The sequence below is a fragment of the Litorisediminivivens sp. KMU-197 genome, assembly GCF_056858395.1.
Genome location: NZ_JBXEQG010000004.1, coordinates 318,027 through 336,950, shown reverse-complemented (window position 1 = coordinate 336,950; position 18,924 = coordinate 318,027). Strand labels below are relative to the sequence as shown.

The 18,924-nt window shown below is 65.0% G+C and carries 18 protein-coding genes; 7 read left to right on the top strand and 11 right to left on the bottom strand.

Annotated features, from left to right (window positions below; translation table 11 throughout):
- The first annotated feature begins 128 nt into the window (after positions 1–128).
- The gene (locus tag AC04PT_RS11705; protein WP_482873866.1) at positions 129–1,214 is read left to right on the top strand and encodes a Zn-dependent alcohol dehydrogenase; all 1,086 of its coding nucleotides are present in this window, start codon (positions 129–131) and stop codon (positions 1,212–1,214) included.
- 2 nt (positions 1,215–1,216) lie between these two features.
- On the opposite strand, the gene AC04PT_RS11700 is transcribed toward AC04PT_RS11705, so the two are convergent.
- A complete protein-coding gene (locus tag AC04PT_RS11700) occupies positions 1,217–1,648 on the bottom strand; it encodes a GNAT family N-acetyltransferase (protein WP_482873865.1) in 432 nt (143 codons plus the stop codon).
- A gap of 26 nt (positions 1,649–1,674) precedes the next feature.
- On the opposite strand from AC04PT_RS11700, the gene AC04PT_RS11695 reads away from it, so the two are divergent.
- Positions 1,675–2,907 carry a mandelate racemase/muconate lactonizing enzyme family protein gene (locus AC04PT_RS11695; RefSeq protein WP_482873864.1) on the top strand — a complete coding sequence of 411 codons (1,233 nt, stop codon included), beginning with the start codon at positions 1,675–1,677 and terminating at the stop codon, positions 2,905–2,907.
- A gap of 102 nt (positions 2,908–3,009) precedes the next feature.
- On the top strand, positions 3,010–3,288 hold the full coding sequence (locus AC04PT_RS11690; protein ID WP_482873981.1) for an ArsR/SmtB family transcription factor: 279 nt from the start codon (positions 3,010–3,012) through the stop codon (positions 3,286–3,288).
- Here the strand turns inward: AC04PT_RS11690 and AC04PT_RS11685 are convergent.
- Both AC04PT_RS11685 and AC04PT_RS11680 read right to left on the bottom strand, forming a co-directional pair.
- Positions 3,276–4,502 (bottom strand): DUF1963 domain-containing protein, encoded by a 1,227-nt coding sequence (locus tag AC04PT_RS11685; RefSeq protein WP_482873863.1) that lies wholly within the window; start codon positions 4,500–4,502, stop codon positions 3,276–3,278. The two genes, AC04PT_RS11690 and AC04PT_RS11685, sit on opposite strands and share 13 nt — an antisense overlap.
- 67 nt (positions 4,503–4,569) lie before the next feature.
- Positions 4,570–5,205: an ImuA family protein gene (locus AC04PT_RS11680; RefSeq protein WP_482873862.1), complete on the bottom strand. Its 636-nt coding sequence runs from the start codon at positions 5,203–5,205 to the stop codon at positions 4,570–4,572.
- Positions 5,206–5,342: 137 nt separating this feature from the next.
- Between AC04PT_RS11680 and AC04PT_RS11675 the strand changes: the two genes are divergently transcribed.
- Complete coding sequence (locus tag AC04PT_RS11675) at positions 5,343–6,383, top strand: aldo/keto reductase (protein ID WP_482873861.1); 1,041 nt, start codon at positions 5,343–5,345, stop codon at positions 6,381–6,383.
- 66 nt (positions 6,384–6,449) lie between these two features.
- A complete protein-coding gene (locus tag AC04PT_RS11670) occupies positions 6,450–7,130 on the top strand; it encodes a thermonuclease family protein (RefSeq protein ID WP_482873860.1) in 681 nt (226 codons plus the stop codon).
- A 118-nt stretch (positions 7,131–7,248) separates the two neighbouring features.
- Here the strand turns inward: AC04PT_RS11670 and scpA are convergent, their stop codons facing one another.
- Entirely contained in the window at positions 7,249–9,378 is a 2,130-nt protein-coding gene (scpA, locus tag AC04PT_RS11665; RefSeq protein ID WP_482873859.1) for a methylmalonyl-CoA mutase, read from the bottom strand.
- Positions 9,379–9,504: 126 nt separating this feature from the next.
- Between scpA and AC04PT_RS11660 the strand changes: the two genes are divergently transcribed.
- Complete coding sequence (locus AC04PT_RS11660; protein ID WP_482873858.1) at positions 9,505–9,993, top strand: DUF4174 domain-containing protein; 489 nt, start codon at positions 9,505–9,507, stop codon at positions 9,991–9,993.
- A 114-nt stretch (positions 9,994–10,107) separates the two neighbouring features.
- Here AC04PT_RS11660 and AC04PT_RS11655 read toward each other — a convergent pair whose 3' ends face one another.
- From AC04PT_RS11655 to AC04PT_RS11630, 6 genes are all read right to left on the bottom strand, one after another.
- On the bottom strand, positions 10,108–12,153 hold the full coding sequence (locus AC04PT_RS11655; protein ID WP_482873857.1) for an ATP-binding protein: 2,046 nt from the start codon (positions 12,151–12,153) through the stop codon (positions 10,108–10,110).
- A gap of 577 nt (positions 12,154–12,730) precedes the next feature.
- Complete coding sequence (locus tag AC04PT_RS11650; protein WP_482873856.1) at positions 12,731–13,093, bottom strand: hypothetical protein; 363 nt, start codon at positions 13,091–13,093, stop codon at positions 12,731–12,733.
- Between the two features lie 66 nt (positions 13,094–13,159).
- A complete protein-coding gene (locus AC04PT_RS11645) occupies positions 13,160–13,303 on the bottom strand; it encodes a hypothetical protein (protein WP_482873855.1) in 144 nt (47 codons plus the stop codon).
- Between the two features lie 214 nt (positions 13,304–13,517).
- Entirely contained in the window at positions 13,518–13,916 is a 399-nt protein-coding gene (locus AC04PT_RS11640; RefSeq protein WP_482873854.1) for a DUF6497 family protein, read from the bottom strand.
- A 95-nt stretch (positions 13,917–14,011) separates the two neighbouring features.
- On the bottom strand, positions 14,012–14,368 hold the full coding sequence (locus AC04PT_RS11635; RefSeq protein ID WP_482873853.1) for a hypothetical protein: 357 nt from the start codon (positions 14,366–14,368) through the stop codon (positions 14,012–14,014).
- A 22-nt stretch (positions 14,369–14,390) separates the two neighbouring features.
- Positions 14,391–15,923, bottom strand: coding sequence for an acyl-CoA carboxylase subunit beta (locus AC04PT_RS11630; RefSeq protein WP_482873852.1), 1,533 nt, complete (start codon positions 15,921–15,923; stop codon positions 14,391–14,393).
- A 224-nt stretch (positions 15,924–16,147) separates the two neighbouring features.
- Between AC04PT_RS11630 and AC04PT_RS11625 the strand changes: the two genes are divergently transcribed.
- Entirely contained in the window at positions 16,148–17,365 is a 1,218-nt protein-coding gene (locus AC04PT_RS11625) for a multidrug effflux MFS transporter (protein ID WP_482873851.1), read from the top strand.
- Positions 17,366–17,451: 86 nt separating this feature from the next.
- Here the strand turns inward: AC04PT_RS11625 and AC04PT_RS11620 are convergent, their stop codons facing one another.
- Positions 17,452–18,843, bottom strand: coding sequence for an aminotransferase family protein (locus AC04PT_RS11620; RefSeq protein WP_482873850.1), 1,392 nt, complete (start codon positions 18,841–18,843; stop codon positions 17,452–17,454).
- Positions 18,844–18,924: the final 81 nt, after the last annotated feature.

The following is an 18,924-nucleotide window of genomic DNA, read 5'->3' as shown; positions in this document are numbered from 1 at the left end:
GTCCGGGACACCGGCCGCCGGCCGCCGGCGTCACGTGTTGACCTTGCGTCCTTTTATGCCGCCCTGACGTTTCCGGGTTTCCACGCCGCATTGGGTTTGCTTGAGTGGCGGCAAAAGGGAGCCCGCCCATGCCGAAAATTCAGGCCGCCGTCCTCCGCGCTTTTGGCGCGCCGCTTCAGGTCGAGGAGGTTACGCTGCGCCCGCCCGGCGCCGGAGAGATCGAGGTCACGCTGGACGCAGTGGCGATCTGCCACTCCGACATCACTTATGCATCGGGCGCATGGGGCGGCACGCTTCCGGCGGTGTTTGGGCACGAGGCCGCAGGCCGGGTCACCGCGCTGGGCGACGGGGTGACGCGCCTGTCGGAGGGCGATTTCGTGGTGGTCACGCTGATCAAGGCCTGCGGCGTCTGCAGCAATTGCGCTGCGGGCAAGCCGGCAATCTGCGATTCCGCCGCGCCGGCAGCCTCGAAGCTGAGCGACAGCTCAGACCACCACGTCGAGGCGGCGATGAATTGCGGTGCTTTTGCGGAACGGGTGGTCGTCGATCAGAACCAGGTGGTTAAGCTGCCCGACCACATGCCGGCCGAGAGCGTGGCGCTGCTGGGCTGCGGGGTGATCACCGGGATCGGCGCGGTGGTCAATGCGGGAAAGCTGCGCGCTGGTGAGGACGTGGTGGTGATCGGCGCCGGCGGCGTCGGCCTGAACGCCATACAGGGCGCGAAGATCGCCGGCGCGCGGCGCATCGTGGCGGTGGACATGAGCGAGCAAAAGCTCGCGATGGCGCGGGACTTCGGCGCCACTCATGGCGTGCTGGCCTCCGGCGAAGCCCCTTGGAAAGAGGCGCAGGAGGCGCTGGGCGGACGCGGGGCCGACCTCGTGGCCGTCGCCGTGGGCGCGATCCCTGCCTACGATCAGGCGCAACGCTATCTCGGTTGGGGCGGGCGCATGGTGATGGTGGGGATGCCGGCCTCGGGCGCGATGGCCGAGTACGAGCCGGTGGTCAGTGCCTTCATGAGCACGTCGATGATCGGCTCCAAGATGGGCGACGCGGTGATCCAGCGCGACATTCCGTGGATGGCGGACCTCTACGAGCAAGGCCGTCTGAAGTTGGACGAACTGGTCTCGGGCCGCTGGCGGCTGGACCAGATCAACGAGGCGATTGCCGACACAAGCTCGGGCGCCGCGCGGCGCAACGTGATCCTGTTCAAGTGACCTCAGACCGGATCGAAGGCACCGTCCCAGCCGAAGCCAACCAACGGCTGTTCCTCGGCGTCCAACGTGCGGTAGAGTGCCAGCGCCGGGGCGTTGTCGGGCTCCGTCGCCAACCAGATGCCGTCGCAACCCATGCCGCGGGCGTGGGCGACCAGCGCAAGCGTCACCGCGAGGGCGTGACCCTGCCTGCGATGGCTTTCCCGGGTGCCGACCTCGTTGATGAAGAACCCCGGGGGCTTGTCCGGGTGGATCAGCACGCTGCCAGAGGCGAAGGAGACCATCTCACCCGCGTCGAAGGCCGCCGCCATCGCCTGTCTTCCGGGATCGAGGAAAACGCGGGCCTGATCAGGCAGTACGGGGCAATCGAACAGCCCCGGCGTGACATTCAGAAGCAGGTCGATATCGTCAGGTCCAAGGATGCGCACGTGGGTCATTTTCGCCTCCCATTGAAGGAACTGTGATGAGACTTGCCGATCTCGACGTGATTGTCACCGCCCCGCCGGCCCCGGGCTGGGGCGGGCGCTACTGGATCCTTGTCAAGGTGACGACGGCCTGCGGCATCACTGGGTGGGGCGAGTGCTATGGAGCCTCGGTGGGACCTGCGGCGATGAAGGCGGTGATCCGCGACGTTTTTGAACGGCACATGGCGGGCGAAAATCCCGAAAACATCGAACGGATGTTCCGCCGCGCCTATTCCAGCGGCTTCACGCAGCGGCCCGACCTGACGGTGATGGGGGCGTTTTCGGGGCTGGAGATCGCCTGTTGGGATATCCTCGGCAAGGCGCGGGAACGGCCGGTCTGGGCGCTGCTTGGCGGGATGATGAACGAACGGCTGCGTGCCTATACCTACCTCTACCCGCTGTCGCACCACCAGATGCCGGCATTCTGGGCCTCGCCTGAAATGGCGGCGGAGAGCGCGCTGGATCTCGTGGAAAAGGGCTATACGGCGGTGAAGTTCGATCCGGCGGGGCCTTACACCTTCCGCGGCGGACACATGCCGGCGATGTCGGATATCTCGACGTCGGTGGCTTTCTGCAAGGCGATCCGCGAGGCGGTGGGCGACCGGGCGGATCTGCTGTTCGGCACGCACGGGCAGTTCACCACCGGTGGCGCGATCCGGCTGGGAAACGCAATCGAACCCTACCAGCCGCTGTGGTTTGAGGAACCGATCCCGCCCGACAACCCGCTTGAATTCGCCAAGGTCGCGCAGGCGGTGCGTATCCCGGTTGCGACCGGCGAACGGCTGACCGGACGGGCCGAGTTCGGCACCCTCCTGCAGACCGGCGGCGCGTCCATCCTGCAGCCGGCGCTGGGCCGCGCCGGCGGCATCTGGGAGGTGCGCAAGATCGCCGCCATGGCCGAGGCCTTCAATGCGCAGGTCGCGCCGCATCTCTATGCCGGGCCGGTGGAATGGGCGGCCAACATCCACCTTGCCGCCGCAATCCCCAATCTCCTGATGATCGAGACCATCGAGACCGGGTTCCACGCCGACCTAATCCGGAACAGTCTGATCGTCGAAGGCGGCTTCGTCACGCCGCCTGACGCTCCGGGCCTCGGGATCGAGGTCGACGAGGATCTGGCGCGAGCGCATCCCTATACCGGCGACGGGCTGCACCTCGAGATGCAAGAGGGCCCTTGCGATTACGTGAACGGAAACGTCTTTGGTGGCGGCGCGCCGCCGCAGGAGACGTGATTGCGGTAACGATGTCCGGTGTGATATGGCTGGACGCGATTATTATTTACGAGCTAATTGCACCCCGTGAAGGACGAACAACCCAAACCCGGATTTGACGAGATGACCCGCAATGCCGAAACGGCAGCCGGGTATCTGAAGACGCTTGCGCATCAGGGCCGCCTGATGATCCTGTGCCATCTGGTGCAGGAGGAAATGTCCGTGGGCGCGCTGGAAGAGGCGCTTGGCATGCGGCAGGCCGCTGTCAGCCAGATGCTGGCGCGGCTGCGCGACGAAGGGCTTGTGTCCACCCGGCGCGAGGGCAAGGCGATCTATTATTCGCTGGCTGACGACAAGACCCGGCGCATGATCGGACTGCTCTACGAGCTTTACTGCTCCTGACCCTTCAGCATCGGCACCACCTCCGGTGCGCCCTGCGGGCCCGTGTCCGTCCAGAGTACGAAGGCGGCTGAGAAGTCGCCGACGGCCAGAGCGCCCAGCGGCAAGCAGACCGTCAACGTCGCGCCGCCCCAGTCCCAGCCGGTCAGAGGCCGGTCGGGCAGGCGCATCAGCACCGCGACGGCACCGTCGGGTGTGCTGCCCATTTCGCCCAGCGTCAGGCTCATGCCATCGGTCTCGTGGTAAAGCGCGCGGGTCCAGAGCGGGTGAAGCGCCTCGGGAAGCTGCCCGGGCGTGTGGGTCAGAAGCGTAAGGGCGTGGCGCTTCAGGTCCTTGTGCCAGACCTCGGCCCAGTCACTTTGCGGCATGCCCTGCGGCGCCTGGGCCGATGCGGTGGCAGGCACGTTGCGCTGGTAGATGCGCAGGGACGTCGGCGCGTTCGGCGCGGTGGGCAAGTCCGGCGCGGCTTCGGTCAGAAACAGCGGCAGGGTCACATGGCTCAGCGCGTCGCTGAGCAGCAGCACGGCGTCACGGGGCAAGGGATCATCGGCCCGGTCCAGCACGTCGGACAACCGGTCCAGCACCTCGCGGGCACGGTCGATATCGGCACGACCGGTGATCAAGATTCCGGGATTGGCAAGCGCGGGGGGCACCGGCTCGTTCCGGGGTCTGGCGCGCAGCATCCGGCCCCAGATGCCCTGGCTGCCGGGGCGGTCCACCGGGACCGGGCTGCATTTCGCAGCGAGGGCGTCAAGATAGGCCTGCCCACGGTTCAGCTCGGCCTGCAATGCCGCGATCAGGCTGCGGGCGCTTGTCAGGTCCACCGGCTGGCAGGCGGGGTTGTTCAGGTCGAAGGCGGGTGGCTGCGCATGTGGTATGTGTGCCGCGTCATAGCCCAGCTCGCGCCGTGGCCCGGAAGGACCGTCCGCCGGGGCGCCCCGCGTTTCGCTGTGGATCAGGCAGGGTTCGCCCCCCGCGCCGAGAAACAGCCTCAGCCAGCCGGTGCGCGGGCCATAGCCACGCCACATCGCGTCGGGTAGCGCCGAAAGGTCGATCTGCGCCAGGAAACGGGCCGGCGCGCCGTCGACTTCGGGCCAGGGCTGTCCGGGCGCCAGGCAGGGACCGCCGCCGATCCATCCTACCGCGTCGCCGGTGCCTTCCGGGACCGGACGAAGGCAGAGGACCTCGTCCTCGGGGATGGGCGCGCGTTGCGGCATGGCAGTCTCCTTCACCACCCCCGGTTAACCAGCCGAATGCGGAGAAAATTCGGCAGCACCGTGACAATCACCCGGAAGGGCACCCGGAGGGGCGGGCCAGTTCCGGGCCGTCCGGGCCTTCGGTCACCCGCCAGTTGCGCAGCGGTGCGGTGCGTGCGCGCAGACGGGTCAGCGCCCAGCCGGCGGCCTCGGGTCCATGCGCGGGATCGAGCCGCCAGCGGCTTTCCACCCCCGGCGCGCCGCCCTCGGACCCCGGTGTGAGCAGCAGCCCGAGGGGCGCGCTGCCCATCGCCTCGGCCCCGGCCTCGGCCGCGAGATGCATGCGCCGCACCTGCGTCAGGCTGGGCAGACCGGGCAGATCGCCCACCACCAGCGGCGACGCGCCCGAGCGCAGCACCTCTTCGAGGCTCCACAGGATATCCTCGGCGCGCGACGGCCGGACAAAGAGAAACCGATCGGGCGCGCAGACCTGCGCCAGACCGGGGGTGAAGAGCGTCTCCGCGTCCCAAGCCGGCGCGACCCAGATCACCGGGCCGTGCTCGGCCTTCTGCACCGCGCCGGCGATCCAGGCCGCCAGCGTCCGCCGCGCCCTTCCGCAGACCTCGTGCACCCGCATCCGGGTCAGCGACAACTCTCCCATCACCGACAGCGCCGGCCGCGCCTGATGTGGCGCGCGGGTGAGAAGGGCGTGATGGCGACTCATGCCCGCATTGTAAGTGTTCGCTATATGTTCTCAAGCGTCCCATTGAGGCTTACGCAAGAGAAGACGCCCGCACGGGGCTTTAACTTCCGCTCCGGCGCGCTAGGGTCCGCCGCGAACTCAGTGAGGGACCGCACACCATGAAGACCAATCCGCTCGGCCGTACCGGCATCGAGGTATCCGAATATTGCCTCGGCACCATGACCTTCGGCACCCAGACCGAGGCCGGGGATGGCCATGCGCAGATCAGCCGCGCGTTGGACGCCGGGGTCAATTTCGTCGACACCGCCGAGATGTATCCGGTCAATCCCGTCCGGGCCGAGACCATCGGGCTGACCGAAGAGATCATCGGTGAATGGTTTGCCGCGTCGGGACGGCGGAGCGATGTGGTCCTGGCCACCAAGCACTCGGGCGAAGGGTCGAAAGCGCGCGGCGGCGCGCCGATCACCGCCGAAAGCATTCCCCGGACCATCGAGGGATCGCTGAAACGGCTGAAGACGGATTACATCGACCTCTACCAGTTTCACTGGCCCAACCGGGGCTCCTACATGTTTCGCAAGAACTGGCACTACGATCCCTCCGGACAGAACCGCGCCGAAACGGTGGCCAACATGGAAGCCTGTCTTGGTGCCCTGCAGCGTGAGGTCGAGCGCGGCACGATCCGCGCCTTTGGCCTGTCCAACGAAAGCGCCTGGGGCACCACCCAGTGGATCGAGGCGGCCAAGCGCGTCGGCGGGCCGCGGGTGGCGTCTTTGCAGAACGAATATTCGCTGATGTGCCGGCTGGCCGACACCGACGTGGCCGAGATGTGCTGCAACGAAGACGTGGGGCTGCTGCCGTTCTCGCCCTTGGCCTGCGGGCTTCTGAGCGGAAAGTATTCCGGCGGAACCGTGCCCGAAGGCTCGCGCATGTCGCTGAACCCCAAGTTGGGCGGGCGAATGAATGACCGCGTGTTGCCTGTGGCGGATGTCTACGTGGGAATTGCACGGGATTTCGGGCTCGACCCGGTGCACATGGCGCTGGCGTGGACGACGGGGCGGCCCTTCGTGACCTCGACGATCTTCGGCGCGACGACGCAGGCGCAGTTGGAACATGCCTTGGGTGCGGCAGAAGTTACCCTGAGCGACGAAGTGCTGGCCGCACTGGACGCCGCCCACCGGGCGCACCCAATGCCGTATTAACTTTCCGTTAACCTTTCTTAACAAATTTGGCTTGTGCGATGTCTGCGAACGCCGCACATTAACCAAATGTTAAGAGTTTGTTTACGGCTTGTTCCCTTCCTGCTGGGGTTTGCTGCGCTGACCCCGGGCCCCGCCCAGACTGCACCCAACGAAATCATCGGTTCCGCGCGTGTCATCGACGGTGACACCCTAGAGGTCGGCGACACCCGAATCCGGCTGTTCGGTATCGACTCGGTCGAGCAGTCTCAGACCTGCCGGCACCCTGCCACCGGCGTCTGGCCGTGCGGGCGCGAGGTGACCCGTGAACTCCGGCGCTGGCTGGACAACGAGACCCTGCGCTGCGCGCCGCGCGACAGGGATCGCTACGGCCGCGTCGTGGCGATCTGCCACCTGCGTGGCGCGGACGTGGGCGAGGCGCTGGTGACCGCCGGGCTGGCGTTTGCTTACAAGAAGTACTCGACCCGCTACGTCGCGCAGGAAGCGCAGGCCTTGGCGGCTGGACGCGGGCTCTGGACTTCGGTCGTGCTCCGGCCCGAAGCGTTCCGGCGCAACCAAGGGGCATCGGCGGTGCCGACGCAGGCGAAGTGCAGGATCAAGGGCAACATCTCGTCGAAGGGCGAGCGAATATACCATGTGCCGGGGCAGAAGTGGTACAGCCGCACGAGGATCTCGCCACGCAAGGGCGAGCGTTGGTTCTGCAGCGAAGCCGAGGCGCGCAAGTCCGGGTGGCGTCGCGCCCGACGCTGAAAGCCGGACGTCAAGTCGACACGCCAAAGTGCGAACACCCGCCGACGGACCTTGCGGAATCCATCGAAGGAATTTCGGCGTCCGGCCGCAAGCATGTGTGCCGGACGTCTATGACGGATCAGGCCCGGGCTTCGCGGATCAGTTTCAGGATGTTTTGCGCGGCCTCAGGAATGTTGGTGCCCGGCCCGAAGATCGCCTTCACGCCCTTGGATTTCAGGAACTCGTAATCCTGCTGCGGAATGACCCCGCCGCAGATCACGATGATGTCGCCCGCATCATTGGCCTTGAGCGCCTCGATCAGCTGCGGCGCCAGCGTCTTGTGACCCGCCGCCTGTGACGAGATGCCGACCACGTGGACATCATTGTCGATGGCGTCCTGAGCGGCCTCTTCGGGCGTCTGGAACAGCGGGCCGACGTCGACGTCGAAGCCGATGTCGGCAAAGGCGGTGGCGATCACCTTGGCGCCCCGGTCGTGGCCATCCTGGCCCATCTTGACCACCAGCATGCGGGGGCGGCGGCCTTCGTCCGCCGCGAATTCCTCGACCGATTTCTGGATCGCCGCAAAGCCCTCGTCGCCCTCATACGCCGCGCCGTAGACGCCCGCGAGGGTCTTCACCTCGGCGCGGTGCCGTCCGAATACCTTTTCCATCGCCATGCTGATTTCTCCTACGCTGGCACGGGCACGCGCGGCCTCGACCGCCGCTTCCAGAAGGTTGCCGCCGTCCTTTGCGCGGCGGCTGAGTTCGTCGAGCGCCGCGTCGCAGGCAGCCTGATCGCGGCTGGCGCGGATGCGTTCGAGCCGGGCGATCTGGCTGTCGCGCACCTTGACGTTGTCGACGTCGAGGATGTCGATCGGGTCTTCCTTGTCCTTGCGGTACTTGTTGACGCCGACGATCACCTCGTCGCCGCGGTCGATCATCGCCTGCCGGGTGGCGGCCGATTCCTCGATGCGGAGCTTGGGCATGCCGGAGGCCACGGCCTTGGTCATGCCGCCCATCTCCTCGACCTCCTCGATCAGTTCCCAGGCTTTTTCGGCCAAGTCGTGGGTGAGTTTCTCGACGTAGTAGGAGCCGGCCAGCGGATCGACCACGTTGGTGACGCCGGTTTCCTCCTGCAGGATCAATTGCGTGTTGCGGGCGATGCGGGCCGAGAAGTCGGTGGGCAGGGCGATGGCTTCATCGAGTGCGTTGGTGTGCAGCGATTGCGTGCCGCCCAGCACCGCCGACATTGCCTCGTACGCTGTGCGGATGACGTTGTTGTAGGGGTCTTGTTCCTGCAACGAGACGCCCGAGGTCTGGCAATGCGTGCGCAGCATCTTCGAGCGGTCGTTCTTGGCGCCGAACTCGGTCATGATGCGGTGCCAGAGCAGGCGGGCGGCGCGCAACTTGGCGGCCTCCATGAAGAAGTTCATGCCGATGGCGAAGAAGAACGACAGCCGGCCGGCGAACTTGTCGACGTCCATTCCGGCGTCGATGGCGGCACGCACGTATTCGCGGCCGTCGGCCAGCGTATAGGCCAGCTCCTGCACGAGGTTCGCGCCGGCCTCCTGCATGTGGTAGCCGGAGATCGAGATCGAGTTGAAGCGCGGCATGTCGTTCGAAGTGTATTCGATGATGTCCGACACGATCCGCATCGAGGGTTCGGGCGGATAGATGTAGGTGTTGCGGACCATGAACTCCTTGAGGATGTCGTTCTGGATGGTCCCCGAGAGCACCGACTTGTCGTGGCCCTGTTCCTCACCGGTGACGATGAAGGAGGCCAGGATCGGGATCACCGCGCCGTTCATCGTCATTGACACCGACACCTGATCCAGCGGGATGCCGTCGAACAGGATCTTCATGTCCTCGACCGAATCGATGGCCACGCCGGCCTTGCCGACATCGCCGACGACGCGGGCATGATCGCTGTCATAACCGCGGTGGGTCGCAAGGTCGAAGGCCACCGACACACCCTGCTGTCCGGCGGCAAGGTTGCGGCGGTAGAAGGCGTTGGATTCCTCAGCCGTCGAGAACCCCGCATATTGGCGGATGGTCCACGGACGCCCCGCGTACATCGTGGCTTTCGGCCCGCGAGTGAACGGCGCGAAGCCGGGCAGCGACCCCATGTGCGGCAGGCCGGCGGTGTCCTCTTCGGTATAGAGGGGCGCCACCGGGATGCCTTCAAGCGTCTGCCAGGTCAGGTCGTCCAGCGGGCGGCCGCGCAGTTCCTTTTCCGCAAGGGTCTTCCAGTCGTCTTTCGTCGGGCTCATCGGGTCTTCCTTTCAGACGGGGCAGGGCCGGGGCACCTGCGAAATGGGTTGCATTGACGCACACTCACGCCATTCTCAGTCGCAATCGGGGGGACAGTGCCTATATGCTGGGAGCAAGGAGGACCCATGGCCCATATGTTCCGGTTTTTGATCCTGGCCTTGATGGTGTCGGCGCCCGCCGTGGCGGCGCAGGATGACGCTGTCGTCGAGGAGGGCCCGGAAGGGGCCGAAGAGGTCGTGGTCGAAGCCGATCCGGTGATCGTTCCAGCGGGCGAGCACGATCTGGCCGAGTACTTATGGCTCAAACGCCCCCTGGTCGTCTTCGCCGACAGTCCGAACGACCCGCGCTTCATCCAGCAGATGGACCTGATCGAAGAGCGGCTGGAGGATTTGGCGGTCCGCGACGTTGTGGTGCTGATCGACACCGACCCTTCGACCCTGACGCCGCTGCGCGAAAAGCTGCGCCCGCGCGGCTTCATGCTGGTGCTGGTGGGCAAGGACGGCGCGGTATACCTGCGCAAGCCATTCCCGTGGTCGGTCCGCGAAATCGGCAGGTCCATCGACAAGATGCCGCTGCGCCAGCAGGAGATTCGCGACCGACGCGCCGGCGGGTGAACGCCTGCCGCCGCAGCCCATCGACCGGGCCGGGCGCCGCCGTGGCGGACGACGCCGATAACCGGCCAGACCGCAGGAAAGGTCGCTATCCAGCCCAGCGCCGCCATGGTGGGGTTATTCGAACTCCATGATCACGTCATCGACGGCAAGGCTGTCACCGGCCGCAGCGTTGATCTTAGACACCACCCCGGTGCGTTCGGCTCGCAGGATATTCTCCATCTTCATCGCCTCGACGGTGCACAGCGCCTGACCCTCCTGAACCTCCTGGCCTTCCTCGACATCGACCTTCACGATCAGCCCGGGCATCGGGCAGAGCAGCATCTTCGAGGTATCGGGGGCTTCCTTCTCGATCATCAGCGAGGACAGTTCCGCCTGGCGGCGCGACCGGACATGAACCTTGATATCCGCCCCGCGCGACCGCACGCGGAACCCATGGGTAATCTTGTCGACCTTCAACACCAGCGGCACGCCATCGACCTTCATCGAGGCCAGCGTCATGCCGGGGGTCCAGCTGCCCTCGACCCGCAGCGCACCGCCATCCTCGAAGGTCACCGTGGCACCGTCATGATCAGGCTGGATAGTGACGTTGTAGGTGCTGCCCTGAAGCGAAACGCAGGCCTTGTTGTCCACCCGCCGCTCGTGGTTGTCGAGCCGTCCCGAGACGCGTGTCCGCCGGATCTCTGCAACGCGATTCATCGCGGCGCAGGTGGCAGCGATGCGGCGCAGGGCGGTGTCGTCAAGCTCGACCCCCTGAAAGCCGTCGGGATATTCCTCGGCGATGAAGGCGGTGGTCATGTTGCCGGAGGCGAACTTCGGGTGATCCATCACCGCTGACAGGAAAGGGATGTTGTGACTGATGCCCTCAACCTCGAACGAGTCGAGCGCCACGCGCATCGCCTCGATGGCCTCGGGCCGGGTCGGCGCCCAGGTGCAGAGCTTGGCGATCATTGGATCGTAGTACATGCTGATCTCGCCGCCCTCGAAGACGCCGGTGTCATTGCGCGCGGCGGTGGCGCCGGAGGGTGCCTCGCCCTGCCACTTGTCGTTCGTCAAAAGCGGCCCCGCTGCGATCTCGGCGGGCGGACGGTAACGGGTCAGTCGGCCGATGGAGGGCAGGAAGTTGCGGTAGGGGTCCTCGGCATAAAGGCGGCTTTCGATGGCCCAGCCGGTCAGCTTCACGTCGTCCTGGGTAAGGGAAAGCTGTTCGCCCGCGGCGACACGGATCATCTGTTCCACAAGGTCGACGCCGGTGATCAGTTCGGTGACCGGGTGTTCCACCTGCAGGCGGGTGTTCATCTCGAGGAAATAGAAGTTCTTTTCACCATCGACGATGAATTCCACGGTGCCGGCGCTGGCATAGCCCACGGCCTTGGCCAGGGCAACCGACTGCTCGCCCATCGCCTTGCGCGTGGCCTCATCCAGAAAAGGCGAGGGCGCCTCTTCGATGACCTTCTGGTTCCGGCGCTGGATCGAGCATTCGCGCTCGCCCAGATAGATCGCATTGCCGTGGTGGTCGGCCAGCACCTGGATCTCAATGTGGCGCGGCTGCGTGACGAACTTCTCGATGAAGATACGGTCGTCGCCGAAGCTGCTTGCCGCTTCGTTCTTGGACGACTGGAAGCCTTCGCGCGCTTCATCGTCGTTCCAGGCGATGCGCATCCCCTTGCCACCGCCACCGGCGGAGGCCTTGATCATCACCGGGTAGCCGACCTCGTTCGAAATCTTCACGGCCTCCTCGGCGTCCGCGATCAGGCCCATATAGCCCGGCACGGTCGAGACGTTGGCCTCCTGCGCGATCTTCTTCGAGGTGATCTTGTCGCCCATCGCCTCGATCGCGCCCTTGGGCGGTCCGATGAAGGCTACGCCGGCGGCTTCCAGCGCCTCGGCGAACTTGGGGTTCTCGGACAGGAAGCCATAGCCGGGGTGCACCGCCTCGGCGCCGGTCTCTTTGATCGCCTGCATGACCTTGTCGATCACGATGTAGGACTGGTTGGCGGGTGGCGGGCCGATGTGCACCGCCTCATCGGCCATCTTGACGTGCAGCGCGTGCTTGTCGGCGTCGGAATAGATCGCCACCGTCTTGATGCCCATCTTGCGGGCGGACTTGATGACACGGCAGGCAATCTCGCCGCGGTTGGCGATCAGGATCTTGTTGAACATGCGGACTCCTTGAGGACCTTGGCGGACACGACAAAAAGGCCTCGCGGCGCAAAGCACGCCGGAAGCCGTTCATGAGTCGTGAGAGGAAGCGGGTTTAACGCGGGATCTGGTGCACCATCGACCAGCCGGACCTGGACGTCATCTCGGTTCGGCTGCAGCCAGCTAAGGCGACCAGTACGGATACCAGTACCATGATGGAAAACATCGGTTGTCCTGCTCTCATTTTCTGCCCCTTGTGCCAGCGGCTCGGTGACATTGACGGTAACAGGCAGAGCGCCGCGAGCAACCGCGCGTTGCACGGAATGCGGACAGGGTGATGCTATTTGGCGACAGTTATTAACGGTCGCTGCAACAGGACAGGGCCGCGAAAAAGGTGCGGGCGGATGCGAAGGGGACACGCAGAGCCGCCCGCAGGTCAAAGGGTAACGGTGATTGGCAGGATAAGACTGGGACTCCCGCCGCACTCGTGTAGAGCCGAGCCTGCGCGCAGATTCGGCGAAATCCAAGGCAATCCGATGCGTCTTCCTGCGATCGGCAAGGTGCCGCGCGTTTACGGCAAGGCTCAGCAAGAAGGCGCTCATTGCAACGGTCCGCCGTCTTCAAAGGCTTCGGGAAAGGCACGCCGGGCGGCGTCCTCGTCAATGACGAGCTGAGCATCATAGGAGGTCGGATCGAAGGGATCGTCGTAGGGCAGCACCTCGCGTCCGAACAGCCAGCTGAGCCGGCCACCGTCGAGGTTGCCGCGCACGAATGGCTCGGTCCCGAAATGCTGCCAGAGGGCGGCCATGAACCACAGGTCGGCGCGCCGGTCGGGAGCACGGCGGTCGCGATAGCGTTCACGCCGGATCAGCGGCGTCGCACCCTTGGGATTGAAGCGGCGGATGATGAACTGGAAATCGGTGCCCGGAAGGCGGCCGGGGAAGCCGCGATGCTTGATCATGCCGCACCTCCGGGAGCGGGGGCGACGCAAAGGGGGGCAGGCCCGAGGGCCTGCCCCAGAGTCTGCTTACTTGTATTTGCCGGTGTAGACGGGCTCGACCGAAATCGGCTCCGGATCCACGACGACATACTCTTCCTGCTGCTGCTGCGCGCACGCGGAAACAACGGTGAAGAGGCCAAGCGCTGCGATGAGCTTGATGCTCTTGGACATAAGTTTCTCCTGTCAGTCAAAACGGCACGGTCCCGGACGCGAAATCCGGCACCATACCGCCACAGAGGTGAGGTCACTTTGGGGTAACCCGCCTTAAGGTTAGTGGATAAGTATTCGGAAATATACGCTATTTCGCGCGGTGCGATGTCATGTGTCATGAAAGCCGCAGACCCGTGACCCGACCCCGCGCGTTCCGCAAGATGTAGTATTTCCATCAGTAGAGTTCCCAGATGCAGGTGCCGTCCTCAACGGTGTAGGACTCGAAATATTGCGGCACATCGGGCGCGATGGTGCCCAGTTCCAACGGTTCGGCGCTGATCGAGACGACGATGCGGCGCGGTTCGGCGCCGCGTGCCGCGACCTCGGAAAGGGCGGCGGTGTTGCACAGGTGTTCGAGGTCGGTGAACACCGTCTCGAGGTCGGCCTCGCCGCTCAGGCCGGGGACCAGAAAGCGCGCCCGGAAGACACCGTCGGCAGTGGCGGTCTCGTCGTGGTATTCGAGCACTTCTATTGGCTGGCCTGAAGGCAGCTCGATCGCCTCGGGATCGGCCGAAGCGGTGCCAATGGTGGCGGTGAAGGTCAGCGATATCGTGGTGACAAAGGCTGTCGACAAGTGGCAGCCCCGACCCCGTTTCCAGGCTCCTCCCGCCGGGGCTGCGCGGCGATTTGGTCCCCCTCGCGCCGCTTTGACCTTGTCTCGAAGAAGGCTCATAACACATCCTTTCGCGACGTCAACCTGGCACAGCGTTGCCACCGGGCGCGGTGATCCGGATCGGCCAGAAACGCCCCGATTTGCGCTTCAGTGCGCAGCTTTGGGAAGGATCCGGCAACCGATCCGCCTGCCGTGACCTGCAAACCCTCGGCGACGCGACGGATATCGACGACCGGGGTAAAGCCGCGCAGCCGCTGAAGCAACCGCCAGAGGTCCTGCCGAATCATCTGTGCCAGCGGCAGCATCCTGAGCGGCGGAAACTCCGCCGTCGCGGCGACGTCGAACCGCGCCTGCGCGTGGCGTGACAGGGTCAGGCCATCGGCATCGCGGGTGATGTGCCAGCGGGGTTTCATCAGGGTGTCTCCGGCGCGCCGCTTACAGCGGGATGTTGTCGTGTTTCTTCCACGGATTGGTCAGCTTCTTGCTGCGCAGGGCCGCGAAGGCCCGACTGACCCGCTTGCGGGTCGAATGCGGCATGATCACCTCGTCGATGAACCCGCGCTCGGCGGCGACGAAGGGATTGGCAAAGCGGTCCTCGTACATCTGCGTGCGCTCGGCGATCTTCTCCTTGTCACCCAGCTCCGAGCGATAGAGGATCTCGGTCGCGCCCTTGGCGCCCATCACCGCGATCTCGGCCGTGGGCCAGGCATAGTTCATGTCGCCGCGCAGGTGTTTCGAGGCCATCACGTCATAAGCGCCGCCATAGGCCTTGCGGGTGATGACCGTCACTTTGGGCACGGTCGCCTCGCCATAGGCGAACAGCAGCTTGGCGCCGTGCTTGATGACGCCGCCGTATTCCTGGCTGGTGCCGGGCAGGAAACCGGGAACGTCCACGAAGGTCAGGATCGGGATCTCGAAGGCATCGCAGAAACGCACGAAACGCGCCGCCTTGCGCGAGCTGTCGATGTCGAGGCAGCCTGCCAGCACCATCGGTTGGTTGGCGACGACACCAACGGTCTGGCCTTCAAGCCGGATGAAACCGGTGATGATGTTCTTGGCGAACTCTTCCTGGATCTCGTAGAAATCGCCCTCGTCCGCGACCTTGTGGATCAATTCCTTCATGTCATAGGGCGTGTTGGGGTTCTCCGGGATCAGCGTGTCGAGACTGTCTTCCAGCCGGTTCACGTCGTCGAAGAACGGCCGCACCGGGGGCTTGTTGCGGTTGTTCAGCGGCAGGAAGTCGACGAGCCGGCGAACTTCTGCCAAGGCTTCCACGTCGTTTTCGAAGGCGCCATCGGCGACGCTGGACTTGCGGGTGTGGGTCGAGGCACCGCCCAGTTCCTCGGCGGTGACCTGTTCATTGGTCACGGTCTTCACCACGTCAGGGCCGGTGACGAACATGTAGGAGCTGTCCTTCACCATGAAGATGAAATCGGTCATGGCGGGGGAGTAGACCGCGCCGCCCGCGCAGGGCCCCATGATGACCGAGATCTGCGGTACCACGCCCGACGCCATGATGTTGCGCTGGAAGATCTCGGCATAGCCCGCCAGAGCATCGACGCCTTCCTGAATGCGCGCACCGCCCGAGTCGTTCAGCCCGATCACCGGGGCGCCGTTGCGGATGGCCATGTCCATGATCTTGCAGATCTTCTGGGCATGGGTGGCGCTGACCGATCCGCCAAGGACCGTGAAATCCTGTGAATAGACATAGACCATGCGGCCGTTGATGGTGCCCCAACCGGTGACCACGCCGTCCCCTGCCGGACGGTTGTCCTCCATCCCGAAGTCGGTGCAGCGGTGTGACACGAAGGTGTCGTATTCCTCGAAGCTGCCTTCGTCGAGCAGCAGCTCTATGCGCTCTCGGGCGGTGAGCTTGCCCTTGGCGTGCTGCGCGTCGATGCGCTTCTGTCCGCCCCCCATGCGGGCGTCGTGGCGGCGGTCTTCGAGTTCCTGAAGGATGTCTTTCATGGCGGGCCCCTTTGCAATTCCCGCGACCATACTGCGGTGCAGCGACGAGACAAGGAGAAGATGGAATATTTGCAAATCACTTCGCTACAGCTTTCGCAAATTTGCAAATCTAGAGATGTCAGCAGAATTGCACAGGTTTTGTGCGCAGCGTAACCTAACCTACCGACCGGTTTGCTGGCCTGTGTACATGGACAGCCCGGCGTGGCAGGCGTAAGCCTTTGGCCATGTCAGTCCAGCCTGTGGTCCGTTTCCTCGACCGCTCCACCCCGCCACATATCTTCACGCTGATCCTGCTTGCGGGAATGTCGGCGCTGGCGATGAACATCTTCCTGCCATCGCTGCCGGGGATGACCGCCTACTTCGATACTGAGTATCGCCTGATGCAGCTGTCAGTGGCGATCTACCTTGGCGTGAATGCCTGCCTGCAATTGGTGATCGGCCCGCTTTCGGACAAGCTGGGGCGGCGGCCGGTGATCCTTGCGGGGCTGGCAGTGTTTCTGGTGGCGACGCTGGGCTGCATCTTCGCGCCCAATGTCACCGTGTTCCTGATCTGCCGTATGGCGCAGGCCGCCGTCGTCGTTGCCATGGTGTTAAGCCGCGCCGTGGTGCGGGACATGGTGCCCCAAGACCAGGCGGCATCGATGATCGGTTATGTCACCATGGGCATGGCGGTTGTGCCGATGATCGGCCCGATGATTGGGGGCGTTCTCGATGAGGTCTGGGGCTGGAAGGCCTCGTTCTGGCTGTTGTTCGCCACCGGTGCGGCGACCTTCTGGCTGGCTTGGCGCGATCTGGGTGAAACCAAGGTTCGCTCGGGTCAGACGCTGGTACAGCAGTTCAGCGAATACCCCGAGCTTATCGCCTCGCCCCGGTTCTGGGGCTATGCGCTGGCAGCGGCGCTGTCGTCGGGGGCCTTTTTCGCCTACCTCGGCGGCGCGCCTTTCGTCGGGTCCGAGGTGTTCTCGCTCGATCCGGCGCTGTTGGGCGTGCTGTTCGGAGCGCCGGCGGTGGGCTACCTGATCGGCAACGGCCTGTCGGGCAAGTTTTCGGCCCGGTTCGGGATCAACCGGATGATCCTCTGGGGCACCTACGTGAATACCCTGGGTTTGGGCCTGTCCATACTGGTCTTCGCTCTGGGCTACGGCTCGGCGCTGAGTTTCTTCGGTTTCATGACCTTCGTCGGCCTCGGCAACGGCCTGACCATCCCAAATGCAACCGCCGGAACGCTGTCGGTGCGGCCGCATCTGGCGGGCACGGCCAGCGGCCTGGGCGGCGCGATCATGATCGGCGGTGGCGCTGGTCTGTCGGCACTGGCGGGCGCGCTGCTTCAGCCGGGGACCGGGGCGTGGCCGTTGCTGTGGATCATGCTGGTGACCGGGCTGGCGGGGATGGTGGCGATCCTCTACGTGATCCGGCGCGAAAAGATGTTGGGATTGGTCTAGCGCCACACCCTTCCGGGACCGGACCCTCATGGCGTATGCGGGCAGGCCCCGGCTCAGGGCCGGGGCGCGTTGTTACTCAATCCGCTTTAGCCGAACACCCGGCCAAGCGCGCCGTCCACCGCCGACACGATCTCGTCCACGTTGTCGCGGCTGGCGATCAGCGCAGGTGAGAAATACAGGCTGTTGTTGCGTCCCGGCACCGAGCGGTTGGCCGAGCCGATGATGACCCCGTTCTTGCTGCAATCGGCGACGCAGGCCGCGATCTGCGCCTCGGCCACCGGGTCCTTGCTGTCGCGGTCTGCGACCAGTTCGATGCCCAGGAACAACCCCTTGCCGCGCACGTCACCGACGATCCGGTGCTTGTCTTTCAGCGCCTGCAACTGGTCCAGCATGTAGTGACCCATTTCGGTGGTGTTCTCCAGCAGGCCCTCTTCCTCGATGATCGCCACGTTCTCAAGCGCCGCCGCCGGCCCGGCCGTGCAGCCGCCGAAGGTCGAGATGTCGCGGAAATGGTTCAGCGGGTCCGAAGCGTCGTCCTTGAACATCTCGAACACCTTCTCCGACGTGACGAGACAGGCAATCGCCGCATAGCCCGAGGCCACGCCCTTGGCCATGGTCACCATGTCGGGCTCGATCCCGTAGTGCTGATAACCGAACCAGGTGCCGGTGCGCCCGACGCCGCAGACCACCTCGTCGATATGGAGCAGGATATCGTACTTGCGGCAGATCTCCTGCACCTTGGGCCAGTAGCCGTCCGGCGGCAGGATCACGCCGCCGCCCGCCGTCACCGGCTCAAGGCAGAGCGCGCCCACGGTGTCGGGGCCTTCGCGCAGGATGATCTGTTCGATCTGGTCGGCGGCCCATTCGCCGTAGTTCTGCTCAGGCGCTCCGTCCTGTTCGTGCTTGCGGTATTCCAGGCAATGCGGGATCCGCACGAAGCCCGGCGTGAACGGCCCGTACTGTGCATTGCGGTCGTCCTGACCGCCCGCCGAGAGGCAGCCGATGGTGGTGCCGTGATAATCGCGGTCGCGGTAGAGGATCTTGTGCTTCTTGCCGCCGTAGCGCTTGTGCGCGATCTGGCGAACCAGCTTGAAGCCCTTCTCATTGGCCTCGGAGCCCGAGTTGCAATAGTAGACGCGGCTGAGGCCCGGCATCTTTTCCAGCAGCTTCTCGGCAAACCGCGATCCGGGAACCGACCCGGCGGTGCCCGCAAAATAGTTCAGCTTGACCAGCTGGTCGCGCACCGCATCGGCGATGCGTTCGCGGCCATAGCCCACGTTCACGGTCCAGACCCCGCCCGAAACGGAATCCAGAAACCGGGTGCCGTGCTGGTCCCAGACATGGATGCCCTTGCCTTCGATGATGACGCGCGGATCGGAGGTCTCGAAGGGTTTGTGCTGCATCAGATGATGCCAGATATGCGCCTTGTCGGCCTCGACCACCCGGCTGATGTCGTTCTCGTTCAGATTGCCGTCCATGGCGTCCTCCTGCACAAACCCGTGTTCTTCCCCGCATGGGCCTGCCCTCCGGGCGGCCGCATCGCGACGCCGCATTCAAGA